The sequence below is a fragment of the Kitasatospora sp. NPDC056651 genome (assembly GCF_042792155.1).
GTDB lineage: Bacteria > Actinomycetota > Actinomycetes > Streptomycetales > Streptomycetaceae > Kitasatospora.
This window is the reverse complement of the sequence record NZ_JBHTWX010000134.1, coordinates 1-23483: the sequence shown is the minus strand read 5'-3', so window position 1 is coordinate 23483 and position 23483 is coordinate 1. Positions and strand designations below refer to the sequence as shown.

Annotated in this window: 24 protein-coding genes; 15 read left to right on the top strand and 9 right to left on the bottom strand. The window is 73.9% G+C overall.

Translation table 11 applies throughout. The features are described from left to right. From ACFRAR_RS34375 to ACFRAR_RS34365, 3 genes are all read left to right on the top strand, one after another. The coding region (locus ACFRAR_RS34375; RefSeq protein WP_380703519.1) for an MMPL family transporter at positions 1–509 on the top strand (509 nt) is incomplete at its 5' end. A 261-nt stretch (positions 510–770) separates the two neighbouring features. Further along, positions 771–2231 (top strand): sensor histidine kinase, encoded by a 1461-nt coding sequence (locus ACFRAR_RS34370; protein ID WP_380703516.1) that lies wholly within the window; start codon positions 771–773, stop codon positions 2229–2231. Continuing rightward, a complete protein-coding gene (locus tag ACFRAR_RS34365) occupies positions 2228–2905 on the top strand; it encodes a response regulator (RefSeq protein WP_380703514.1) in 678 nt (225 codons plus the stop codon). Before ACFRAR_RS34370 ends, ACFRAR_RS34365 begins: the two co-directional genes overlap by 4 nt. 62 nt (positions 2906–2967) lie before the next feature. On the opposite strand, the gene ACFRAR_RS34360 is transcribed toward ACFRAR_RS34365, so the two are convergent. Further along, positions 2968–3429, bottom strand: a complete 462-nt coding sequence (locus tag ACFRAR_RS34360; RefSeq protein WP_380703512.1) for a GNAT family N-acetyltransferase — start codon at positions 3427–3429, stop codon at positions 2968–2970. A 201-nt stretch (positions 3430–3630) separates the two neighbouring features. Next, entirely contained in the window at positions 3631–4461 is an 831-nt protein-coding gene (locus ACFRAR_RS34355) for an SAM-dependent methyltransferase (protein ID WP_380703510.1), read from the bottom strand. A gap of 303 nt (positions 4462–4764) precedes the next feature. Between ACFRAR_RS34355 and ACFRAR_RS34350 the strand changes: the two genes are divergently transcribed. The 6 genes from ACFRAR_RS34350 to ACFRAR_RS34325 all read left to right on the top strand — a co-directional run bounded on the left by ACFRAR_RS34350 (position 4765) and on the right by ACFRAR_RS34325 (position 10397). After that, the gene (locus ACFRAR_RS34350; RefSeq protein ID WP_380703508.1) at positions 4765–5112 is read left to right on the top strand and encodes a PRC-barrel domain-containing protein; all 348 of its coding nucleotides are present in this window, start codon (positions 4765–4767) and stop codon (positions 5110–5112) included. Positions 5113–5221: 109 nt separating this feature from the next. Further along, positions 5222–5488, top strand: a complete 267-nt coding sequence (locus ACFRAR_RS34345) for a metal-sensitive transcriptional regulator (protein ID WP_380703506.1) — start codon at positions 5222–5224, stop codon at positions 5486–5488. Positions 5489–5835: 347 nt separating this feature from the next. Continuing rightward, positions 5836–7272 (top strand): endonuclease/exonuclease/phosphatase family protein, encoded by a 1437-nt coding sequence (locus tag ACFRAR_RS34340; protein WP_380703504.1) that lies wholly within the window; start codon positions 5836–5838, stop codon positions 7270–7272. Between the two features lie 110 nt (positions 7273–7382). Beyond that, positions 7383–9380, top strand: a complete 1998-nt coding sequence (locus ACFRAR_RS34335; RefSeq protein WP_380703502.1) for a phosphocholine-specific phospholipase C — start codon at positions 7383–7385, stop codon at positions 9378–9380. A gap of 89 nt (positions 9381–9469) precedes the next feature. Next, positions 9470–9943 carry a VOC family protein gene (locus ACFRAR_RS34330; protein WP_380703500.1) on the top strand — a complete coding sequence of 158 codons (474 nt, stop codon included), beginning with the start codon at positions 9470–9472 and terminating at the stop codon, positions 9941–9943. 4 nt (positions 9944–9947) lie between these two features. Continuing rightward, positions 9948–10397, top strand: coding sequence for an SRPBCC domain-containing protein (locus ACFRAR_RS34325; RefSeq protein WP_380703498.1), 450 nt, complete (start codon positions 9948–9950; stop codon positions 10395–10397). A gap of 31 nt (positions 10398–10428) precedes the next feature. Here ACFRAR_RS34325 and ACFRAR_RS34320 read toward each other — a convergent pair whose 3' ends face one another. Together ACFRAR_RS34320 and ACFRAR_RS34315 are read right to left on the bottom strand one after the other, a co-directional pair. Then, the gene (locus ACFRAR_RS34320) at positions 10429–11682 is read right to left on the bottom strand and encodes an aromatic acid exporter family protein (RefSeq protein ID WP_380703496.1); all 1254 of its coding nucleotides are present in this window, start codon (positions 11680–11682) and stop codon (positions 10429–10431) included. A 178-nt stretch (positions 11683–11860) separates the two neighbouring features. Beyond that, the gene (locus ACFRAR_RS34315) at positions 11861–12595 is read right to left on the bottom strand and encodes a polyprenol monophosphomannose synthase (protein WP_380703494.1); all 735 of its coding nucleotides are present in this window, start codon (positions 12593–12595) and stop codon (positions 11861–11863) included. A gap of 81 nt (positions 12596–12676) precedes the next feature. On the opposite strand from ACFRAR_RS34315, the gene ACFRAR_RS34310 reads away from it, so the two are divergent. Beyond that, entirely contained in the window at positions 12677–12922 is a 246-nt protein-coding gene (locus ACFRAR_RS34310; RefSeq protein ID WP_380703492.1) for a hypothetical protein, read from the top strand. Between the two features lie 10 nt (positions 12923–12932). Here the strand turns inward: ACFRAR_RS34310 and ACFRAR_RS34305 are convergent, their stop codons facing one another. Then, positions 12933–14456 (bottom strand): N,N-dimethylformamidase beta subunit family domain-containing protein, encoded by a 1524-nt coding sequence (locus ACFRAR_RS34305; RefSeq protein WP_380703523.1) that lies wholly within the window; start codon positions 14454–14456, stop codon positions 12933–12935. A gap of 552 nt (positions 14457–15008) precedes the next feature. Here ACFRAR_RS34305 and ACFRAR_RS34300 point away from each other — a divergent pair. Continuing rightward, entirely contained in the window at positions 15009–16889 is a 1881-nt protein-coding gene (locus ACFRAR_RS34300; RefSeq protein WP_380703521.1) for an amino acid transporter, read from the top strand. A 142-nt stretch (positions 16890–17031) separates the two neighbouring features. On the opposite strand, the gene ACFRAR_RS34295 is transcribed toward ACFRAR_RS34300, so the two are convergent. The 3 genes from ACFRAR_RS34295 to ACFRAR_RS34285 all read right to left on the bottom strand — a co-directional run bounded on the left by ACFRAR_RS34295 (position 17032) and on the right by ACFRAR_RS34285 (position 19187). Continuing rightward, on the bottom strand, positions 17032–17301 hold the full coding sequence (locus ACFRAR_RS34295) for a GlsB/YeaQ/YmgE family stress response membrane protein (protein ID WP_380703490.1): 270 nt from the start codon (positions 17299–17301) through the stop codon (positions 17032–17034). Between the two features lie 231 nt (positions 17302–17532). Further along, positions 17533–18333: a HEAT repeat domain-containing protein gene (locus tag ACFRAR_RS34290; RefSeq protein WP_380703488.1), complete on the bottom strand. Its 801-nt coding sequence runs from the start codon at positions 18331–18333 to the stop codon at positions 17533–17535. Between the two features lie 125 nt (positions 18334–18458). After that, positions 18459–19187 carry a TetR/AcrR family transcriptional regulator gene (locus tag ACFRAR_RS34285; protein ID WP_380703486.1) on the bottom strand — a complete coding sequence of 243 codons (729 nt, stop codon included), beginning with the start codon at positions 19185–19187 and terminating at the stop codon, positions 18459–18461. Positions 19188–19410: 223 nt separating this feature from the next. Here ACFRAR_RS34285 and ACFRAR_RS34280 point away from each other — a divergent pair, with 223 nt between their 5' ends. The 3 genes from ACFRAR_RS34280 (at position 19411) to ACFRAR_RS34270 (ending at position 22378) form a co-directional block, all read left to right on the top strand. Further along, positions 19411–20610: an FAD-dependent monooxygenase gene (locus ACFRAR_RS34280; RefSeq protein ID WP_380703484.1), complete on the top strand. Its 1200-nt coding sequence runs from the start codon at positions 19411–19413 to the stop codon at positions 20608–20610. A gap of 176 nt (positions 20611–20786) precedes the next feature. After that, entirely contained in the window at positions 20787–21440 is a 654-nt protein-coding gene (locus ACFRAR_RS34275; RefSeq protein WP_380703482.1) for a CBS domain-containing protein, read from the top strand. A 287-nt stretch (positions 21441–21727) separates the two neighbouring features. Next, entirely contained in the window at positions 21728–22378 is a 651-nt protein-coding gene (locus tag ACFRAR_RS34270) for a beta-glucanase (protein WP_380703480.1), read from the top strand. Between the two features lie 13 nt (positions 22379–22391). Here ACFRAR_RS34270 and ACFRAR_RS34265 read toward each other — a convergent pair whose 3' ends face one another. Then, entirely contained in the window at positions 22392–22925 is a 534-nt protein-coding gene (locus ACFRAR_RS34265) for a hypothetical protein (RefSeq protein ID WP_380703478.1), read from the bottom strand. Between the two features lie 152 nt (positions 22926–23077). Between ACFRAR_RS34265 and ACFRAR_RS34260 the strand changes: the two genes are divergently transcribed. Beyond that, positions 23078–23449 carry an SHOCT domain-containing protein gene (locus ACFRAR_RS34260; protein ID WP_380703476.1) on the top strand — a complete coding sequence of 124 codons (372 nt, stop codon included), beginning with the start codon at positions 23078–23080 and terminating at the stop codon, positions 23447–23449. Positions 23450–23483: the final 34 nt, after the last annotated feature.

The window sequence follows — 23483 nt, the reverse complement described above, 5'->3', positions numbered from 1 at the left end:
GCGCCGTGGTCGCCGTCTTCCAGTGGGGCTGGCTGGCCAGTCTGATCGGCGTGGAGCAGACCGGCCCGGTGATGAGCATGATGCCGATCTTCATGATCGGTGTGGTCTTCGGCCTCGCCATGGACTACGAGGTCTTCCTCGTGACCCGGATCCGCGAGGGCTTCGTCCACGGCGAGTCCCCCGACGAGGCGATCGTCACCGGCTTCCGCCACAACGCCCGGGTGGTCACCGCCGCCGCGTTCATCATGATCGCCGTCTTCGCCGGCTTCATCGGGATGAGCGAGCCGATGATCAAGATGATGGGTCTGGGCCTCGCCGCCGCCGTCGCCTTCGACGCCTTCGTCGTCCGGATGACCATCGTCCCGGCCGTCCTCGCCCTGCTCGGCCGCCGCGCCTGGTGGCTGCCGGGCTGGCTGGACCGGCTGATACCCGACGTGGACGTCGAGGGCAGCAAGCTGGAGGCCGCCGCCCCCGAGTCCACCCCGGACCGGGAGCCGGTCACCGTCTGACACGAGGTACCGCCCGGCCCGGCCCGCCGTCGCGCGGGGCCGGGCCGGGCGCGAACCCGGGCCTGCCCGGCACCGGCCGGGTCCGGCACCGGTCGGCTCGGACACCGGTTCGAGCCCAACCGTTACCGTTGACGTCAGGGGCCGTCGCACGCGCGACGGCCCCCGACCGCACCCCGCCGCCCCCTCGCCGGGCCGGCGCGGCACGAACTGGCGCCGCCCGGCGAGGGCGCGACCAAGCCCCCCGACCCGGAGAGCACGAGCATGAGCGACACCTGGCAGCGCCTGCGCCGCGACCATCCGCGGCTGCTCGACGCGGCCGGAGGGGTGGCCCTGATCGTGATCACCGCCCTCGGCGCCACCACCGACCAGGCCGCCGGGAAGTTCGTCAAGGTCGACCCGATGACCTGCGTCCTCGCGCTCGTCTCAGCAGTCGCGGTGTTCTTCCACCGCCGTCGGCCGCGCGCAGTGGTGTTCTTCACCCTGTTCTGCACCATGCTGCTCGTCTGGAGCGCCCCCCGGCTCACCCCGATGCTGTCCGCCCCTCTGCTGCTCTCGCTCTACTTCCTCGCCGTCCGTACCGACCGCGCGACCGCCTTCCGCGTCTCCGTCCTCACAACCGTGCTGCTCACCGGGACCTCCCTGCTGCTGGGCCCCGGCGGGGCGATCGGCGAACGGATCGGCGTCGTGGCCTGGGCCCTGCTGCCCGGCGCCCTCGGCGACTCCATCCGCAACCGCCGCGTCCACCTCGCGGCCATCGAGGAGCGCGCCGAACGGGCCGAGCGCACCCGCGAGGAGGAGGCCCGCCGAAGGGTCGCCGACGAGCGGATCCGGATCGCCCGGGACCTGCACGACGTCGTGGCCCACCACATCGCCCTGGCCAACGCCCAGGCCGCCATCGCCGTCCACCTCATGGACCGCCACCCCGTCAAGGCCCGCGAGGTGCTCAGCCACATCACCGACGCCACCGGCTCGGCCCTCCAGGAGCTGCGCGCCACCGTCGGCCTGCTGCGCCGCGCCGAGGAGCCCGCCCCGCTCGAACCCGCCCCCGGCCTCGACCGGCTGCCCGAGCTGATCGGCACCTTCGAGCGGGCCGGCCTGCCGGTCCGGCTCACCGTCGAGGGCGAGGCCCGCCCGCTGTCGCCCGGTGTGGACCTCACCGCCTACCGGATCGTCCAGGAGTCGCTGACCAACGTGGCCAAGCACGCCCACGGGGCGGACGCCGAGGTCACCCTGGCCTACAGCGGCACCCGGGTCGCCGTGAGCGTCGCCAACGGCCGGCCGACCGCGACCGGCCGCCCCCGGGCCGTCCCCCGGTCCCAGCACCCCCCGGGCGAGAGCGGCTTCGGCCTGATCGGCATGCGCGAACGGGCCGGGGCGGTCGGCGGCCGGCTCAGCGCCGACCGGCGGCCCGACGGGGGCTTCCTGGTCGTCGCCGAACTGCCGCTGCGCACCGGCGCCCGGGACGACGGCCCCCAGGCCGCGGCCGCGCTCACCGCCGCCGACGTGGCCCGGGCGGCCCGTACCGTTCGTGACGACCTCAGCGCCCGCGTCGTCGGCGCTGACCTCACCGCCCGGAGTGTGCGCACCGACACGGACCACGCCGACCGCACCGACCACGCCGACCACGCCGACCACGCCGACCGCCCGACACCAGCCGAAGGACAGGACGACCGCGCCGCCCGAGCGGACCGCGCCGTTCGAGAGGACAGGGACCACGCATGACCATCCGGGTACTGCTCGCCGACGACCAGGCCCTGCTGCGCGGCGCCTTCCGCATGCTGATCGAGGCGGAGGAGGACATGGAGGTGGTCGGCGAGGCCGCCGATGGCCGGGAGGCCGTCGAGCTCGCCCGGGCCACCAGGCCCGACGTCGTGCTGATGGACATCCGGATGCCCGGCACCGACGGCCTCGGCGCCACCGCCGAGATCTGCGGCGACGAGGAGCTGGCCGGCACCCGGGTGCTGATCCTCACCACCTTCGAGATAGACGAGTACGTGGCCCAGGCGCTGCGCGCGGGCGCCGGCGGCTTCCTCGGCAAGGGTGCCGACCCGAACGAGCTGCTCGCCGCCGTCCGCACCGTCGCTGCGGGCGAGCCGCTGCTCTCGCCCGCCGCCACCCGGGCCGTGATCGACCAGCTGCTGGCCCAGCCCGATCAGGCGTCCGCCACCCCCGCGAGCGAGCGGCTGTCCGTCCTCACCGCCCGTGAGCGCGAGGTGATGTCGATGGCCGCCACCGGCCTCACCAACGAGGAGATCGCCGAGCGGATGTTCGTCAGCCCCTTCACCGTCCGGACCCACGTCCACCGGGCGATGTCCAAGCTGGACGCCCGCGACCGCGCCCAGCTCGTCGCCATCGCCTACCAGACCGGCCTGGTGCCCCCCGGCCGTCCGGCCTGAGCGGGCCTTCGGAGGGACGGCGAGCGGGCGGCCGGCGAGAACCGACGGCGAGCGGGGCGGGGTCAGCCCTGGCCCCGCTCCGCTCCGGGGCGCGGCGGGCGGACCCGGCGGAGCCCGAAGGCGGACATCTCCTTCTCCTCGTAGGAGAGGAAGCCCAAGGAACGGTAGAAGGCGTGGTTGCGCACGCCCTCCGGCGTGGACTCGTGGTCGGTGGAGAGCAGGAAGAACCGGCAGTGCGCGTAGCGGTCCATCAGGTGCTCCATCAGCGCGCGCCCCACGCCCTCGCGGTGGTGGCGGGGGTGGACCAGGACGTCCTGGACGTAGCAGACCGCCTCGTCGTCGGAGACGGTGCGGGCCAGCCCGAGCAGGTCCCCGGACTCGTCGCGCGCGGTGACGACCAGATGGGAGTTGGCCAGGCCGCGCATCAGCTTGTCGACGTCGCTGGTGTAGCCCTTCCACTCCACCGCGTCGTACAGCTCGAACACCTCGTCGCGGTCGAACTCCGTTTCGCGGGCGATGATCATACGGCCTCCCCGATCACGCGGTTCTCGCCGGAACCGCCACAACTGACGTGCTCGAACCGTCCATCCTTCACCGGGCGGTCGGTTCCGCTCAAGGTGGTCTGGATCACTGTGCGGAATCCGGCGCGGCCGGCCGCGGCGTCCGGCGTGGGATCGTCCGCGGCACGCGGACGTCGGATACCTGGGCAGCCGTGCCGACGGGCCTCAGGGCTTGCGGGCCACCGCGCCGTACATGCTGACCCGGTCGGCGCCGGGTGCGGGGGCCGTCCCGGGGCGCCAGAGCGGGACGGTGGTCACGCCGGGGTCGAGGAGGTCGAGGCCCTCGAAGAAGGCCAGGACCTCCTCGCGGGAGCGGCCGACCAGGGGCGCGGTGGCCTTGTCGTAGACGCCGGTGACCCGGTCGCGGATCTCGGCCGGGATGAAGTCCGCGGTGCCGTGCGAGAGGACCAGGTGGCTGCCGGAGGGCAGGGCGTCCAGCAGGGTGGCGACGACCCGGTACGGCTCGTCCTCGTCCCGCAGGAAGTGCAGCACGGCTGCGAGGACGAGTCCGACGGGCCGGGCGAAGTCGAGCAGGTCCGCCTCCCGGACCGCCTCCAGCACCGCCGCGGGTTCGCGCAGGTCGGCCTGGATGACGGTGGTGCGGCCGGGGCCCGAGCCGGCCATCAGGGCGCGGGCGTGGCTGAGCACGATCGGGTCGTTGTCCACGTAGACGACCCGCGCGTCCGGTCTGGCGCTCCGGGCGATCTCGTGGGTGTTCCCGGCCGTCGGAATGCCGGTGCCGATGTCGAGGAACTGGTCGATGCCGCTGTCGGCGACGTACCGCACCGCGCGGGTGAGGAAGCCCCGGTTGGCGCGGGCGGTGGAGCGGAACTCCGGATTGGCGGCGAGCGCCGTCTCCGCGGCGGCGCGGTCGGCGGGGAAGTTGTCCTTGCCGCCCAGGTAGTAGTCGTACATCCGGGCCGGGTGCGGGATCTCGGGCCGAAGATCGGCCGGGATCCTGCCCCCGCCCGACTCCCACGTGTTCTCGTGCTCCACGGTCGCCCTCTTCTCCGCCCCGGACCCCGCCGGTGGGTCCGCTCGACCCGCTCCCGGCCCTGCTGGCCGACAGCCTAAAGCCCTGGTCACGGCCTTGGTGCCGGTTGGCCGGGTCACCCCCGTATGTCCCTTTCGGGCCTCCCCGTATGTCCCTTTCGTCGGGCGGGACCGCTTCGTCGGGCGGGGTCCGCCGGGCGGGAAGGCCCCGCGGGCTCGCCGCGCGCCCCCGCCGCCCCCGGCGCAGGATGGAAGGCCGGGGCAGTGGAAGCACCGGGGACGGGAGGTCGGGCGGTGGGAATCGCGATGGCAGACATCCGTGAGTGGCGGGGCCGCGCCGTGCTCGACGAGAAGGGCCGCCGGATCGGCTCGCTGGAGTCCGTCTACGTGGAGACGGCCAGCGACGAGCCGTTCTTCGCCACCGTCACGCTCGGTTTCGCCGGCCGGCGCCGCCTGGTGTTCGTCCCGCTGGACGGGGCGGTGGCCGGGCCGGACTACGTCCGGGTGGCGCACCCGCGCAACCAGGTGAAGCAGGCTCCCGCGATCGGCACGGACGACGTGCTGCCGGTCGAGGACGAGCCCGCCGTGTTCGCGCACTACGAGATCCCGTACGCGACCGGGGCCGGCGGGGAGCGCCGCCTGGCCCGCCGCTGAGTCGCACCCGGGACGGGCGGCGGCGGGGGCACGGCTTTCGCCACCCGGGAATGGATACCCCGCCGGGTACACTTGTCCATCGGGAGTCGATGTGAAAGGCGGGCCCGACATGCAGGTGGACGAGGAGGCGGTCGGCGCGGTCCTGAACCGACTGCGTCGCGCGCAGGGCCAGTTGGCCGGAGTGATCGCGATGATCGAGGCGGGCCGGGACTGCAAGGACGTGGTCACCCAGCTCGCCGCCGTGTCGCGCGCGCTCGACCGGGCCGGGTTCAAGATCGTCGCGAGCGGCATGCGCCAGTGCATGGCCGGTGCCGAGGAGGGCGCCCCGCCGATGAGCGAGGCCGAGCTGGAGAAGCTCTTCCTCGCCCTGGCCTGACACCCTGGCCCGACACGGGGGCGGCCGCCCGGGCGCCCTTCGGTAGCACGGTCCGCCGAGGGCCGCGGTGGTCGCGTCCGCCGCGGCCCTCGGCGTGTGTCGTCGGGGCGTGTCCTCGGCGTGTGTCGTCGGGCCCCGGCGGAGTGCCCGACGAAGTTCCCGCACCGCCCGACACGCCGTCATGCGTCGTTCACGCACCGGTCGCCGGGCTTCGGGTGAATGAGGCCCGCCCGCAGTTGTACAGCCAACTGTGCGCGCCTCCTTCTCCCAGCCCCGTGACCAGCCGTACCCGTCACCGGCGCGCCGTCCCCCGGCGGCCCGGGCCCGGGGCGGCGGACAGGACAACCGTGGCCACAGGCAGCACCCTGACGCTCAGCTCCTCCGGCAACCCCACCGAGGGCGACCGGCTCACCTTCCGCTGGACCACCGACGCCCCCGACGCCAAGAACTGGGTCGGCATCTACGACGGCAGCCGCCAGCCCGGCAACGGCGGCTCGCTGCTGTGGAAGTACACCCCGGGCACCTCGGGAGACGTCCAGCTCGACACCTCCGCGCTGACCGGCGGCCCGTACACCGCCTACCTGCTCGCCAAGGATGGCTACGGCATCCTCGCCCGCACCGAGCCGTTCGACTTCCGCCCCAAGCCCGTCGTCGTCCGCCCGCACGCCGCCGTCGACGCGTTCACCGCCACGCCCGTCGCCCCGGGTGCCGCCGTGACGGTCAAGCTCGGCGGCCTCTGGTCCCGCCCGGCCGGCAACCCGCCCGGCTCCGCCGCCCACCGCAAGGTCGGCGGCCCGGCCTGGGTCTCCGTCAGCGCCGACGGCACGCTCACCGGCACCGCGCCCGCCACCCCCGGCAAGACCCCCGAGGTGGTCGTCGTCGGCGTCAAGGACAGCGCGGGCGCCACCGACACCGTCACCGTCCTCGTCCCGGTGGTGGACCCGGCCACCGCGCCGCGGCTCAAGGTCGCCAGCTGGAACCTCCACGACGCGGGCGCGGCCCACACCGACGCGCTGGAGAAGCAGCTGCGGGTGGTCCTCGCCCAGGGCCTGGACGTGCTCGCCCTCCAGGAGACCGCGGGGGAGCGGGCCGCGACCCTGGCCGACGCCCTCGGCTGGTACGCCTACCAGAGCCCGGGCAGCGTCGGCATCCTCAGCCGTCACCCGCTCACGGACATCACCCCGCCGACCGCCGACCTGCCCGCCGCCGCGGCCACCCTCCGGCTGCCCGGCGGCCGCACCGTGCGCTTCTGGGCTGCCCACCTGGACGAGGCGGGCTACGGCCCGCACGCCGTCCAGGACGGCCGGACCGCCGCCGAGGTGGTGGCCGCCGAGAACGGCTCGCCGCGGCTGAAGCAGGCCAAGGCGCTGGCCGCCGCCGTGCGCGCGGACATCGCCCGGCGCACCCCGGTGGTGCTCGGCGGCGCGCTCTCCTCGCCCTCGCACCGGGACTGGACGGCCGCCACCGCCGCCGCCCACCAGGGGGTCGGCGCGCTCGCCTGGCCGGTCACCGTGGCGCTCCAGGCGGCCGGGCTGACCGACACCTTCCGCGAGGAGAACCGCGACCCGGTCAAGGCCCCGGGCACCACCTGGTCGCCCACCCGCAAGCGGCGCGGCGAGCGCCCGGAGCCCCAGGACCGCATCGACTACGTCCAGTACGCGGGCCCGCTGAAGCTGGTCGAGGCGCACACCCTGGTCGCCGACTGGCCGCAGCCCGAGTCCGGCGCCGCCGCCAACGAGTGGCCCTCCGACACCGCCGCCGCGGTCGCCACCTTCCAGCTCTGAACCCGCCGGATCCGGGACCATCCCCTCCAGCTCCGAACCAGCCGGATCCGAGCCCCCTGACTCCGAGCGCCCAGGCTCCCCAAACACCAGCCCCGAGAGGCCAGTTCGCCATGCCCGAGCTCTCCCGCCGCACCTTCGTCGGCGCCACCGCGGCCGCCGGCGCCACCGCCCTGACCGGCCTGGCGGCCACCCAGGCCGCCGCCGCCCCGGCCCCCGCCGCCGGCCCCAAGCCCGGCTCCCCGCTCACCGGCACCGTCAAGGACGTCAGGCACGTCGTCGTCCTGATGCAGGAGAACCGCTCCTTCGACCACTACTTCGGCACCCTGTCCGGCGTCCGCGGCTTCGGCGACAAGCAGGCGCTCCAATTCCCCGACGGCACCGACGTGTTCCGCCAGCCCGACAGCCGGCGCAGCGACGGCGGAGTGATGCTGCCGTACCGGATGGACACCGCCAAGTACAACGCGCAGAACGCCGGCGGCCTCCCGCACGACTGGGCCACCGGCCACCAGGCCATCAACAACGGCGCGATGGACAAGTGGATCGCCGCCAAGGGCGAGCGCACCATGGGCTACTTCACCCGGGACGACATCCCCTACCAGTACGCCCTGGCCGACGCGTTCACCGTCTGCGACGCCTACTTCACCTCGCTGGCCGGCCCGACCGACCCCAACCGCCTGTACCTGTGGACCGGCACCTCGGGCCCCGGCCGCGACGGCACCACCGGCCCGTGGATCGACAACACCCCGGTCACCGACAACCCCGTCGCCGACTGGACCACCTACGCCGAGCGCCTGGAGGCGGCCGGCGTCAGCTGGCGGGTCTACCACAACCCCAGCAAGGACGACCGCACCGGCGACTACGACGACAACGCGCTCTCCTACTTCAAGCAGTTCCACGACTTCCCGCACGACGACCCGCGGTACGTCAACGCGATGACCAAGTTCGACCCGGCCGACTTCGACCGCCACTGCAAGGACGGCACCCTGCCGACCGTCTCCTGGCTGGTCGCGCCCTACCTGTTCTCCGAGCACCCGGAGGCCGGCCCGGCCTACGGTGCGCACTGGGTCGACCAGGCCCTGAAGTCGCTGATGTCCAACCCGGAGGTCTGGCGGCACACCGTCTTCCTGGTGATGTACGACGAGAACGACGGCTACTTCGACCACGTCGTGCCGCCCACCCCCGAGCCCGGCACCCCCGAGGAGTTCACCCACGGCCGGGCCATCGGCCTCGGCAACCGGGTGCCGCTGTGGGTCATCTCGCCCTGGTCGCGCGGCGGTTGGGTCAACTCCCAGGTGTTCGACCACACCTCGGTGCTGCGCTTCATGGAGCTGGTCACCGGGGTGGCCGAGCCCAACATCTCGGCCTGGCGCCGGTCCGTCTGCGGCGACCTCACCAGCTGCTTCGACTTCGCCGCCCCGGAGCACTCGATCCCGGCACTGCCCGACACCAAGGCCCTGATGGCCAGGGCCGACGCGGGCACCAAGCTGCCCGGTGTGGCGCTGCCGGCGGTCGGCGCCCAGGCGATGCCGGTCCAGGAGCGCGGCGAGCGCCCGCACCGCCCGCTGCCGTACCAGCCGTGGGCCGACGTCGAGGTGGACCGGAAGACCGGCAAGGTCACCTGCGTGATGAGCAACGACGGCTCGGTGGCCTTCCCCTACACCGTCTACCCGAACATCCTGCTGCCCTTCTCCGGCACCCCGTACACCGTCGCCCCCGGCGCCACCGCCCGCCACGTCTGGGACGCCGCCGCGACCGGCGGCCGCTACGACTTCACCGTGCACGGCCCGGACGGCTTCGTGCGCCGCTTCGCCGGCACCGTGGTCCGCGACGGGCAGGACGGCCAGAACGACGTCGGCGTGCCGATCGTCACCGCCGACCTGCGCGGCAACCGCAAGCTGACCCTGGAACTGGCCAACGACGGGATGACCGACGTGGCCTTCACCGCCGTGCCCAACGACTTCGCGGGCAGCGCGCAGACCGTCTGGGTCAAGCCCGGCAAGCAGGCCGACCTGGCCTGGCCGCTGGACCGGCAGGGCCGCTACGACGTCATCGTGACCGCCCACACCGGCCGGCGCTTCGTCCAGCGCTACGCGGGCTGGGTGCACTGAGCGGTGGTCAACCGGCCGGGGGCGCCGATCCGGTGACCCCCGGCCGTGGCTCGGCGGTCCGGTCGCGGCCCGCCGCTACGGTCGGGCGCATGCAGAAGATCAGCACCTTCCTCTGGTACGACCACCAGGCCGAAGAGGCCGCCGCCTTCTACACCACGCTGTTCCCGGACTCCCGGGTCATCAAGACCACCCGCTACGGCGACGCCGGCCCCGGCCCGGCCGGCTCGGTGATGACCGTCGAGTTCGAGCTCGCCGGCCGCCCGTACACGGCCCTCAACGGCGGCCCCGAGTTCCGCTTCACCGAGGCGATCTCGCTCCAGGTGGAGTGCGACGACCAGCGGGAGGTCGACGAGCTCTGGGCGAAGCTCACCGCCGACGGCGGCCAGGACGGCCCGTGCGGCTGGCTCAAGGACCGTTACGGCCTCTCCTGGCAGATCACCCCGCGGGTGCTGCTCGACCTGGTCGGCGACGAGGACCGGGCCAAGGCGGCCCGGGTCATGGCGGTCATGCTGCGGATGCGGAAGATCGAGATCCAGCCGCTGCTCGACGCGGCCGAGGGGTGAGGCCGTGACCGCCCTCAGCCACCGCGGCATCACCTACCTGCGGGCCACCCCCGAGCGGGTCTGGCACGCACTCACCAACGCCGACGAGTCCGGTGTCTACTGGGGCCACCGCAACGTCTCCACCTGGCTGCCCGGCGCGCCCTGGGAGCACCAGCGGGCCGACGGCTCCGGCATCGCCGACGTGATCGGCAGCGTGGAGGCGGCCGACCGCCCGCACCGGCTGGTCACCACCTGGGCCGGGCCGCAGGAGCAGCGCTCGGGGTGGCCCTCCAGGGTCACCTTCGAGATCCAGGGCTGGCAGGACCTCACCCGGCTCACCGTCACCCACGAGAACCTCGGCGACGAGGCCGCGCGGGCGGACTCCGAACAGGGCTGGTCGGCGGTGCTCGCCAACCTCAAGACCTACCTGGAGACCGGCCACCCGCTGCCGCAGCAGCCCTGGTTGATGCCCTGAGCACGGCCCCGTCGCGGCGGAGGTTCCGGCGCTACGCCGCCGGGTGCTCCGCCGTGGCGGCCGTCCGGCCGTCGCGCGCCCGCTCACCGCGCACCAGGCGGCGCAGCCAGGCGTAGCGGGAGAACCGTTCCCGGTTCGCCACCGAGGCCCGGTCCAGCTCCTCCATCAGCCGCCGGCTGCGGTGCTCCAGGTCCATCTCGTCCAGGATGCGGTCCACCTCGGCCAGTATCGAACCGTGCAGCTGCCAGGCCTCCGGGTGCTCCTGGACCTTGCGCAGCAGCACCTGGGCGACGTTGTCCCGGCAGGTCCAGGCCGCCGCCAGCTCGGCGGTCAGCCGTTCCTCCGCCTCCTCGGCGTTGCGGCTCACCTGGGTGGTCACCAGCACCGCGTAGCTCACCATCGCGCCGCCGACGTGCGCCAGCAGTTCCTCCAGCCCCACCGCGACGTCCGGCGGGAAGAGCTCCTCGTCGGGCCCGCGGCGCTTGGCCAGGTCGGTCAGCGAGCGGGCCAGCACCCGGATCACCACGACGCAGATCTCCAGGGTGTCCAGCCCGGTCCGCAGCACCAGCCGGGACAGCAGCCCCTCGCTGATCCGGGGGTTGAACCGCAGGCTGTCCTCGGCCTGGCGCAGCGCCGCGTCCACGTCGGCGATGGCCTGGTCCAGCCGGCGGGCCTCGTGCAGCCGCTCGGCGGCCCGGGCCACCGGGGTGGGGCGGCCCAGCTCCTCGGAGATGTCGAGCAGCAGCTGGCGGGCCCGCCGGGCGAGGTCCTCGATCGACTCCCCGGCGGTGTCCACCCAGACCGGCGCCGCGAACACCAGGTTGAACAGCAGGCCGACGGCGGCGCCGATGAGCGTCTCCAGCACCCGGTCCCAGGCCTGCGAGGCGAGCTTGGTGACGCCCAGGATCAGCATCGCGCTGATCGCGACCTCCTGGACGAACTCCTCGACCCGGACGAAGCGGCCGACGACCAGTGAGGCCAGGATGATCAGCCCGAGGCTCCACCAGGAGAGCCCGACCACGGCGCTGAACCCGATCGCGATCAGCACGCCGACCACCACCGAGTTGACCCGGCGGACGCTGGTCTTGAGCGTCGAGTAGACGGTGACCTGGACGACCAGCAGCGCGGTCAGCGGCGCCGTCAGCGGGGCGGGCTCGCTGCTGAGCCGCGTCGCCACCGCGTAGGCGATGGTGGCCGCGACGGTGGCCCGGACGGTCTGGACCACGAAGGGGTCTCGGGCGCCGCGGCGGACCAGGTCCGTGAGGGACTCCGGGAGAAGGGCCATGTCGCCCTTCTTTCCCCGTGGCGGTCCTTCACACCGGTCGCCGGGCCGTGCGGCACCCGTACGACCGCATCGACACGACCGCATCGACACGACCGCATCGACACGACCGCATCGACACGACCGCATCGACACGACCGCGTCGACCCGGGCCGGCCGGGCCAGCCCGGGCCGGCGCCCGTCAGCTGTCGCGGTTGAAGCGCAGCTTCCAGGGGGCGAGCGCGGACTCGACCTGGACGCTCATGCTCATCTTCGAGGCGCCCTCGATCCGCTCCTCGAAGCGGATCGGCACCTCGCGGATCGTCATGCCCCGCTTGACGACCCGGTAGTTCATCTCGACCTGGAACGAGTAGCCGTTGCTGCGCACGGTCGGCAGGTCGATGGCGCGCAGGGTGGTCGCCCGCCAGGCCTTGAACCCCGCGGTGGCGTCCTTCACCCCGAGGCTGAGGATCGTGTTGACGTAGAGGTTCGCCCAGGCGGAGAGCGCCTTGCGGTGCCAGGGCCACTCCGAGGCGGTCGAGCCGCCGGGGACGTAGCGGGAGCCCAGCACCACGGCGGTGCCGTCGGTCAGCAGCGTCTCGACCATGGTGGGGATCACCGAGGCGGGGTGGGAGAGGTCGGCGTCCATCTGCACCACGATGTCGGCGCCGTCGTCCAGGGCCCTGGCCATGCCGGCCAGGTAGGCGCGGCCGAGACCGTCCTTCTCGGTGCGGTGCAGCACGCTCACGGTGCCGCCGGAGTCCGCGGCGAGTTTGTCGGCGATCTCGCCGGTGCCGTCGGGGGAGTTGTCGTCGACCACCAGCAGGTGCAGGTCGGGCACCGGAAGCTCGGCGAGCAGGCCCGCGAGCACCGGGAGGTTCTCCCGCTCGTTGTACGTGGGGACGACAACAACGACCTTGGGGGAGGCCTCGACCATGTTCTGTTTCCCTCGTGCCCGTGCCGACGGCACGCTGCCGTACCGGTCGGATTTCCTGATGATCTTTGGTGGTTGGACCGTGTGAGTGTATCGGGGGCTCAAGCCTCCCGGTGCTCCGGGCAGGGGGCGAACCCGTTCGAACACGATGCGCCCGGTGACGGGCCCGCTGGCCCGGACGAGGCCGACTGCGACCTGTGGATCGACCGGCTCGGCCGGATGGTCCGCGGCGCGCGGTCCACGGCGGTCGCCGGTCAGCGGGTCGTGACGAAGGAGCACTACTCGGACTTCGGCCCCGCGGAGACCTTCACCCCGCCCGCCGACCGCTGAACCGGGCCCGCTACGCCGTGCCGTAGACCGCCGCCAGGTTGTCCTGGGCCGGACGGGTGCGGCCCGCCGGCCCGGCGGCGAAGGCGCGCAGGACGTTCTCGGTGACCCGGCGGACCAGGTCACCGGCGTGCGAGTCGATGCCGTGGTCGGCCCGCCCGCCGCCGGGGCCGCGCGCCTCCAGCGCCTCGACCCAGCGCATCGTCCCGGTGGCGAATACCCCGGCACCGCTCGGCACGGTGTAGTACGCGGTGTCGGAGTGGGAGTGTCGGCCGTCGCAGACCACGGGGGAGTGGGCGATCACCTCGATCGGGCGAGGGGTGGGGAAGCCGGTGTTCACCCGGTCGTACTCCACGCCCACCAGGTGCGGGAAGGACGCCCCGGCGGCGACGCCCGTTCCCTCGAAGGCCCAGTGGCCGGGCGAGGTGACCACGTACGGGGCGTCCACCGGATAGCCGTCGTAGATGACGCCGAGCATCGAGCTCTCCGGGTCGGCGCCGGGGGCGGCCCGGAAGTCGGTGGTCGCCGGGCCTCCCGCCCGGTGGCCGGGGTCCTGGGCCCAGGCGTCCTTGTAACAGACCACCGTGCGGTCCGGTCCGAGGTCGGTGGGCTCGAACCGGACCCGGCGGAAACAGCAGTTGGCGCCCAGGACCGCCAGATTGGTGCCGGAGTCCCGGGCCGCCGTCACGTGGGCGCGCTGCTCGGGCGACCAGTACTCGTCGTGGCCGAGCGACAGCACGGCGCCCGCCCCGGCCAGCAGACCGGGCTCACGGGCCACGTCGATGCCGGTGGTGTAGGCGAGCGGCAGGCCGAGCCGCTCGGCGAGGGCGACCAGCGGTGCCTCGTACACCAGGAACAGGCCGGCGCCGTGGTCGTAGTCGTACGGCCGGTCGAAGACGACCTCCAGCGAACGGGTGGCCAGGCCGCCGGTCGGGCCGTTGTAGAGGCTGTAGCCGCCCCACTCGTTGTAGGCCTGCCAGGTCGCCGGGGCACTCATGACCACGGTCCGGCCCGCGGTGGTGGCCGAGCGGACGGTGAGCGGGACGTAGCGCCGGCCGGAGCCGTCCTCGGCGTCCAGGCGCAGCAGGTAGGCGCCCTCGGGCCAGCCGGCGGTGTCCACCGCGAGGGTGCGCTGCCAGCCGGTCAGCACGGCGCGGGTCACCGGGTCCACGTGCGGTGCGGCCTGCTTGGTGCCGGGCACGTGCTCGCGGCGCCAGACCAGCCGGGCGCGGGCGCCGTCGTACCAGCCCATCCGGTAGGCGGAGACGGTGAACGCGGCGGCCGGGGTGGACACGTGCAGGCCGAAGGTCTCGCCGGGCAGCACGCTGACCCGGTCGGCGAAGCCCTCGATGGCGCCGTCCGGACCGGGGTCGGTGATCTCCCAGTCGGCGTTGCCGGGCTGGGACCGCTCGCTCTCCGGGGTGCCCGGGGCGGGGCCGGCGGTGGCAGCGGCGGCGGACGCCGGGGCGGACGGGTGCGGGGCGGGGGCGGCCGGATCCGGGTGGCGGGGGCCGCAGGAGGTGACGGCCGCCGCCATCAGGCCCAGGCCCAGGATCCTCCGCCGACTCGGCTCCGCCACCGCGACCTCCGTGTTCTCCGGCCGGTTTCCCGGCCCGCTTCCTGATCCTGCCCGTGTCCGTGGGTGCGCCGCCCGACCGATGGTGCGTCGTGCCGACCGGTCGTGCGTCGTGCCGCGCGGGCCCGCTGTGCCGCGCGGGCCCGCCGTGTCGGTGCGCCCGGACATCCTCGCGTGTTTCGCGAGGTCCGTGCAGACCGCCTCGCCAGACCCCGGGCGCCGCCGGGGCCCGGCAGCGCCGTCGTGGCCGGTCCGCGGCCGGGCAGGGCCGTACGGGCGCACCCCGGGCGTGTCGGCCCGCGCGCCGTCCGGCGGCGGCGCACCGGTCCCCTAGCCTGACCAGGCCCGCCGTCCGGCGGCCGCCGGGGGGCCGGAGCGGTGCGCGCCCGGCCGAGTCGTGGACAGTCGTGGACAGGGGTGCACGTGGTTTCGTCGGGGTCGGCCGGACCGGGGGCGGCGCCCTCCGATCGGCGCGAGCGGTTCCGGGCCTGGCTGCTGGACGGCCTGTCGGACATGGCCAAGCAGCACCCCGGCCCGCACGCCGAGGCGCCGGCCGAGAAGGGCCAGCGCTGGTGGCGGGTGATGTGCCTGACCGGCCTGGACTACTTCTCCACGCTCGGCTACCAGCCCGGCATCGCCGCGCTCGCGGCCGGCCTGGTCTCGCCGCTGGCGACCATCGTGCTGGTGGTCGTCACCCTGCTCGGCGCGCTGCCCGTCTACCGCCGGGTCGCCCAGGAGAGCCCGCACGGACAGGGCTCGATCGCGATGCTGGAGCGGCTGCTGTCGTTCTGGAAGGGCAAGCTCTTCGTCCTGACCCTGCTGGGCTTCGCGGCCACCGACTTCATGATCACCATCACGCTCTCGGCGGCCGATGCCAGCGCCCACCTGGTGGAGAACCCGCACCTGCACGCCGCCCTGACCGGCAAGCAGATCACCCTGACCATGATCATGATCGCGCTGCTCGGCGCCGTCTTCCTCAAGGGCTTCAGCGAGGCGATCGGCCTGGCCGTGGTGCTGGTCGCGGTGTACCTCTCGCTGAACGTGGTGGTGGTGGCCAACGGGCTCTGGCACGTGCTCAAGGCCCCGCACGTGTTCCACGACTGGACCGACGCGCTGACCGTGGAACACGGCAACGTGCTCGCGATGATCGGCGTCGCGCTGATCGTCTTCCCGAAGCTGGCGCTCGGCCTGTCCGGCTTCGAGACCGGCGTCGCCGTGATGCCGCACATCGAGGGCGACCCGGACGACACCGAGGAGAAGCCCACCGGCCGCATCCGCGGCGCCCGCAAGCTGCTGACCACCGCCGCCGTGATCATGAGCGTGTTCCTGATCGCCACCAGCTTCATCACCACGCTGCTCATCCCGGCGGACCAGTTCAAGACGGGTGGCCAGGCCAACGGCCGGGCGCTCGCCTACCTCGCCCACCAGTACCTGGGCAGCACCTTCGGCAGCGTCTACGACCTCTCGACGATCGCCATCCTCTGGTTCGCCGGGGCCTCCGCGATGGCCGGGCTGCTCAACCTGATGCCGCGCTACCTGCCCCGCTACGGAATGGCCCCGCACTGGGCCCGGGCCGTGCGGCCGACCGTCATCGTGCTCACCCTGATCGCCTTCCTGGTCACCTGGATCTTCGACGCCAACGTGGACGCCCAGGGCGGCGCCTACGCGACCGGCGTGCTGGTGCTGATCAGCTCCGCCGCGATCGCCGTCACCATCGCCGCGCACCGGGCCGGGCAGCACCACTGGTGGATCGGCTTCGCGGCGATCTCCGCGGTGTTCCTCTACACCACGGTGGTGAACGTCGCCGAGCGGCCGGACGGCGTCAAGATCGGCGCCTGCTTCATCGGCGGCATCATGCTGGTCTCCTTCCTCTCCCGGCTCAAGCGCGCCTTCGAACTGCGCGTCACCGACGTGGCGCTGGACGAGGTCGCGGCGCGGTTCGTCCGGGACTACACGCACCGGCCGCTGCGGCTGATCGCCAACGAACCGAACAGCCGGGACCTCGCCGAGTACCGCGACAAGATCCACCAGATCCGGCGGGACAACGACATCCCGGCCGAGGACGACCTGGTCTTCGTCGAGGTCACCGTGCTCGACCCGTCCGACTTCGAGGCCGAACTGACCGTGCGTGGCGAGGTGCTGCACGACCGCTACCGGGTGCTGGCGCTCCAGAGCTCCAGCGTGCCCAACGCGCTGGCCGCCCTGCTGCTCCAGGTGCGCGACCTCACCGGGCAGCAGCCGCACATCTACTTCGAGTGGACCGAGGGCAACCCCTTCGCCCAGTTCCTGCGGTTCTTCCTGTTCGGGCAGGGCGAGATCGCGCCCGTCACCCGCGAGGTGCTGCGGGAGGCCGAGCCGGACCGGTCACGGCGGCCCGCGGTGCACGTGGGCTGAGTGCGGCTCGGCCCGGTCCGGGCGCGCGGGCGGCGTGCGAACCGGTCCGTCCGGGCGGGCTGAGAACGGACCGGCCCGTGCCCCGTCGGTCCGTGCCCCGCCGGTGCGGCGCTCCGACGGGGGCGGCGCCGCCGCCGGCCGGTCAGCGGCTCGGATGGGACCTGCTCCACGCGGGTGAGACGAAGGCGATCAGGGCGACCGCGAAGGCGAGTTGCAGGATGTGACGGATCCAGTCGATGCCCGAGGTGTGCCGGACGCCGATCCAGCCGGAGACGGCGTTGCCGAGCCAGGCCCCGGCGGCACCGAGCAGCATGGTGAGCCACCAGGGGATCGACTGCGGTCCGCGCAGGATCAGTTTGGCGATCACGCCGAGCACGAAGCCGATGAGCAGAATCCACAGGAGCTGGAACATCGCGGTCCACCTTCCGGGCGCCGCCCGGGCCGACGGCCCGGTGCGCCCAATCGCCGAAGACGCGGTTCGTCCCATGATCACCCGGATCGGCCGAACGGGCACGCCGACGGGCGATTCCGCAGGTCGGCGGCGCGTGGGCGGCCGCTCCCGACTGGTTCCGGCCGGCCGCTGCCGGCCGGCGGCGGCGTCCGGGAGGGCTCCGCGTCCCGGGGGACTCAGTCGGCCCGGGACTCAGTCGGCCCGGGCCATCGCGACGACTTCCCGGACGTCCCGGTGCGGATCGTCCGCCAGACCGTCCAGCAGCTCGGCGACGCCGGGGGTGGACCAGCGGCGCACCGCCCAGACCAGGTCCGCCCGTACCTCCGGGTCCGGGTGGGAGGCCAGGCGGGCGAGTCGGTCCACCGGGCCGCGGCGGCGCAGGCCGAACCAGTGCAGCGCGGCCCGCAGCTCGGCGGGATCGCCCGGATCGCCGGCCGCCGCGATCCGGGCGAGCAGCACCCGGGTGGGCGGCGGCGGGCCGTCCAGCGGGTGCGGGTGGCGCTCGCGCAGCCGACGGCTGCCGTACTCGCCGACGACCCGGCAGCCCGCGCAGGTGCAGGGCCGGGTGCCGTGGGCGCCCGGGACGTAGCGCCAGCCGGAGACCTGGGGCACGGCGCGGATCCGGTGCACCTCGCGGGCGCCCACCGCGCGCGACAGGAACACCTCCCACCCGCGGGGGTCGGCCTGCGCGCCGATCCGGCGGACCGCCTCGGCCGCGCTGACCGGCCGCTGGGCACCCCGGGCGCGGTCGCCGTAGTGCCCGGCCAGGACCTCCTGGTCGTCGTCCAGCCGGATGTGCACCGCGACGAGTGCGCCCTTGGGGCCGAACCGGGCCAGCTCGCGCAGCCACTGGTGGGTCAGCGTGTACGAGGGCAGCACGGGGAAGCAGTACACCCCGCGTGCCCCGCCCTGGCCCCAGCTGTCGGCGCGGATTCCGGCACGGCGGATGCGCGGCGCGTTGGCCGCGGAGGTCAGGTGCACGAACATCGCCATGGGGCGCGATGGTAGCGAGCGGGCGGGCGGGGGTTCGAGCGGTTTTCCCGGTGCGGGCGGGGCCGGTGCGGGGTGCCCGCAGCGGTGAAGGCGAGGCTGCCGGGGATCGGCTCGACTGAGGTGGCTCAGCGGGTCGGACCGGACCAGCCGGCGCTCGTGCGGCGTTCGACCAGGGCGGCCAGGCCGTCCAGGATGCGCTCCAGGCCGAATTCCAGCGCCTGGTCACGGCCCGCCGGATCGGCCATGGCGGCGGCGACGGCGGGGAAGCGGTCGGCGTGCTCCTGGACCACGGTGCCGAGGGCGGCGAGGAGTTCGGTCTCGGGGTTGCCGGCCGGGCCGGTGGCCCGGGACTGGGCGACGATCCCGCGCACGTGTCCGGTGAGCAGGACGGCGGCGTCCATCCGCTCGGGGCCGGTCAGCCCGTGGCCGTCGAGTGCCGCCACCACCCGTTCCAGCCAGGCGAGTTCCCGCGGACCGAGCACCCGAGGGCCGACCGTGGCGTCCAGCAGCCACGGGTGCCGGGCGAAGGAGTCGGCCAAGTGGTGGGCCCAGGCGGTGAGTTGGTCCCGCCAGCCGGTGCCCTCCGGCGCCGCCGGCGGCTGGCCGACGGCCGACTCGACCATCAGGGCGATGAGTTCGGCCTTGCCCGGGACGTAGCGGTAGAGCGACATCTTGGTGAAGTCGAGCAGCCCCGCCACCTTCTGCATGGAGACCGCGCCCAGGCCCTCCGCATCGGCGACCTCGACCCCGGCCGCGGCGATCCGCTCCAGGCTGAGGGCCGGCTTCGGCCCCCGGGTCGGCCTGGCCGGCGGTCCCCAGAGCAGCCGCACCGCGTCGTTCGCCGCCTCGGTCATCCGTCCGCTCCCGTCCTGAGGTCCCGCCCTGGGATCCCGCCCTGGGATCCCGCCCCGGGATCCCGCCCTGAGGTTCCGTCCGGGGTCTCCCGGCGGCTGTCCGTGCTCCGAACCGGGCGCCCGCCTGGGGGCTTGCCCTGCCGGTCCAACTGTGTCTACCGTACACAGCAACAAACAGTGTCCGCCAGACACAGTTTCTTGACCTCCGGACGGAGCGGTTTCCATGAGCACCAAGGTCCTGATCTCGGGCGCGAGCATCGCCGGTCCCGCGCTGGCCCACTGGCTGGCCCGGTACGGCTTCGAGGTGACCGTCGTCGAACTGGCCCCCGCGCTGCGCGCCGGCGGTCAGGACGTCGACTTCCGCGGCCGCACCCACCTCACGGTGCTGGAGCGGATGGGCGTCCTGGAGGAACTGCGCGCGGTCGGCACCGGCGGCAGCCCGATGACCTTCGTCGGACCCGACGGGCGCCGACTGCTGCACCTGCCCGCCGAATTCGCGGGCGGCGACCTGGAGGTGCCGCGCGGTGAGCTGGCCCAGCTGCTCCACCGGCACAGCAGCACCCGTGCGGAGTACGTCTTCGGGGACTCGGTCACGGCGCTGGAAGAGACCCCGCGCGCGGTCCGGGTCACCTTCCGGCACGCGGCGCCGCGCGAGTTCGACCTGGTGATCGGCGCCGACGGACTGCACTCCACGGTCCGCCGGCTCGCCTTCGGCCCCGAGCGGAACCACGTCCGCCACCTCGGCTACTACGCGGCCACCTGGCAGCTGCCGAACGACCTCGGGCTGCCGGTCGGCGGAGTGGGCCTGAACGTACCCGGCCGGCTGATGTCCGTCGGCGCCGCCCACCGCGATCCGAGCCGGGCCGGCGCGTTCTGCCTCTTCGCCTCGCCCGAGCTGCCCTACGACCGCCACGACGCGGCGCCGCAGCGGGCACTGGTCCGGGCCGCCTTCGCGGGCCTCGGCTGGCGGGTGCCGTACCTGCTGGAGACCCTGGACGCGGCTCCCGAGCTGTACTTCGACTCGATCAGCCGTGCCGACGTGCCCGTCTGGTCGACCGGCCGGATCGCCCTGATCGGCGACGCCGCCTGCGGCGCGACCATCGGGGGCATGGGCACCGGGACGGCGGTGGTGGCCGCCTACGTCCTCGCCGGCGAGCTCGCCCGGGCGCGCGGCGACCACCGGACCGCCTTCGACCGGTACGAGAAACTGCTGCGCGGCTACGCCCGGGGCTGCCAGAAGGGCGGGGACCGGACCGGGCCCTTCCTCGCCCCGCGCACGGCGGCGGGGCTGCGGTTCCGCAACGCGCTGCTGAACCGGCGCTGGGCGCTGGACCGGATGCTGGAACTGGGCAAGCGGGTCAGCGGCGTCGAGCTGCCGGACTACGAGCGGGAGCTGTCCCGTCGGTCGACGGTCACGGGTTGAGCGGCTGGGCTCCGGCCCCGCCTGTCGGAAGCGTGTTCGTGGGCCGAGGCCCAAGGTCCCGTCCGTTCGGCCCCTTGGCCCCTGGCTATTTGCGCCGGGTCGGGGGATGCTGCCGGTAAACCGGTCAGGACGATCCGCGCCTGGTCGGACCAGCATCGTTGACGAGGTGAACCGGCGTGCGGCATGCCACCGTCGAATCCGTGATGACCAGCCCCGTGGTCCTGGTCTCGCCCGAGACCGGATTCCGGGAGATCGTGGCGCTGCTGAGCGAGTACGACATCACCGGTGTACCCGTGGTCGACCCGGAGGGGCGGCCGCTCGGCGTGGTCTCGGAGGCCGACCTGCTGCGCACCCTGGCCGCGCAGGATGACCCGGCCAGCCTGCTGCCCGCGCCCGAGTCGGCGCAGGCGGGCCCGGACGGCGAGGTGACCGCGGCCGATCTGATGACCGCGCAGCCGGTCTGCACCACCCCCGAGGTCAGCGTGGTCGCGGCGGCCCGGACGATGAGCCGGCACGGCCTGAAGCGGCTGCCGGTGCTGGACGAGGAGGGGCGGGTCATCGGCATGGTCAGCCGGGGCGACCTGCTGCGGGTGTTCCTGCGGGAGGACATCGTGATCCGGCGGGAGATCGTCGAGGAGGTGCTCGGCCGGATCGACGGGGTCAGCCCCGCGGAGATCGGGGTGGAGGTCAACCAGGGGCGGGTGGTGCTCAGCGGCACCGTGCCCGAGCCGCACCTGGTGCCGATCGTGCTCAACCTGTGCCGCTCGGTGGACGGGGTGGTGTCGGTGACCGATCGGCTGGGGGCCGGGGGCGCGGCGACGGTCGGCTGAGCGACCGTCGGCCGGGTGGCCGGGTGGCCGGGTGGCCGGGTGGCCGGGTGGCCGGATGGCCGGATGGCCGGTGGGTCTGTGGGTCTGTGGGTCTGTGGGTCTGTGGGTCTGTGGGTCTGTGGGGCGGTGGGTTGGCGGGCCGGCGGGCGGTGTCCCCGGCGGGAGCCACGGGCTGGTCCCCGGAGTCGAACGATCCCGCTTCGCATACTGCGGAGGGTATCGGGTAACTCACCCTGTGTGCCCGGCGGTGTGGACTGCCGGGGCGCCGGAGCTTCGGGGAGGCGGCCGTGGCAGTCGTGTTCGACGCCGACTTCACTTCGACCAGTCAGTGGATCGCCGGGCGCAGCAGTGCCTATCCCCGGATGGGGCCGACCAATCGGAGCGACCACAAACTCGACTACCTCAGCCGTCAGTACTGCCCCGACGGGGTGTTCGCGGCGACCAGGCGGCACAACGGCGGACTGTGGAGCTGCAACCTGCTGACTACCGAGGGCAGTCCGGAGAGCTTCCAGGTCCAGACCGGGGACGTGCTGACGGCGGACGTGACACTGCCCGTCGAACTGGGCGCCTGGCCGGCCATCTGGACCTGGCGGGACGGCGGCAACGAGGTGGACGTCTTCGAGTACCACCCGGACAACCCGGACCTGCTGGAGATCTCCAACCACGTCCGGGGCGGCTTCCGCTACTGGCACGGCGCGAGTGCCGGGATCGGCCCGGGGGCGACCTTCGGCCTGCGGGTGGTGCTCGGCGCGCACTCGGTGGACTGGTACGTGGAGGACGAGCTGGTCTACGCGGACCTGCACGGGGTCGGGGCCGGGTGGTACGCCTACCTGATCGTCAACATGTCGGTGGCGGACGGGGCGTACCACGCCAGACCGCCGTACGGCGGGCCGGACCGGCTGAGCTGGGTGTGTCACAGCCTCCAGGTCGAGCGCTGAGCCGACGGGCGGCCTATGGTCCGTGGGGCGCGAAGGCGGCGGTGATCGGACCGGGTGATCCCCACCCGGCGTGGGGGTCGCGGGGGGCGAAGGGGTCGCGGGGTTCGTGCCCGGCGTCCTGGGCGGCGCCTCGGCCGGAGCGCTGGAACCAGACCGCCCGACGGTGCGGGCCGATGTGGGCGGGGTCGGTCACGTACAGGTCGTCGCGCGGGGCGACCTCGTTGCCCGGGGCGAGGGCCGCGTCCACGGCCTGGTCGGCGATCGCGCGCAGCAGGGCGGTGGCGGTGGCCTCGGCGGCGGCCGGCGCGATGGCGAGCGCGGTGAGCTCGGCCCAGAGCTCGATGGCGACGTAGCCGATCGGGGAGTGGCCGAGCGCCGGGTGGGGGTGCGGGTCCACGTGGCGCCGCAGCACCCCGGCGGCGACGAGCTGATCGGGGGAGCGGTCGTCAGCCGGCTGGTGGCGGCCTATCGGTGGCTGGTGGGCCGTGGGCGGCTGGTGGGCCGCTGGCCACTGGGGGCGGGCCGTGCGCGGCGGGTGGTGGGTCACGAGCGGCACGCTACCCGGGTGCGCGCCGGGTCGAGCGCCGGGCTGCCCTCCGGTGCTCTCCTCACGCGGCTTTCACCGGTGGCAGGCGCACGATGGTGGTAAGGCGCTGCTCGCCTCGGAGGGCCCCGACGGGGCCGGAGGAGGAGGTCCTGATGAGGTACTGGCACGGACGCGGCCACATCGTGGGTGGCTGGGGCGTGGGACTGATGGCGTTCGGGACGCTGCTGTGCCTGGTGATCGTCCTGCTTCTCGCGGTGGCCCTGTTCCGCTACGTGTCGCGGACGCGGCAGCCGATCCCGCCCGGGCGGCCGGGATCGGGCCCCGGCGGGTCCGGGCCGGCCGGCCCGGGAGGTTGGGGTCGGACCGGATGGGCGGGGCAGACCGGGCAGGGGGGTGACGGAGGCCCGGGGGTGGCCCCGGAGCAGCTGCTCGCGGAGCGGTTCGCCAGAGGTGAGATCGACGCGGAGGAGTACCGGCACAGGCTGGACACCCTGCGTTCGGCGAACCCTCCGGGTGGCGAATGACCTCCGGGTGCGGGCCGGGCCCGCCGCGTTCGGA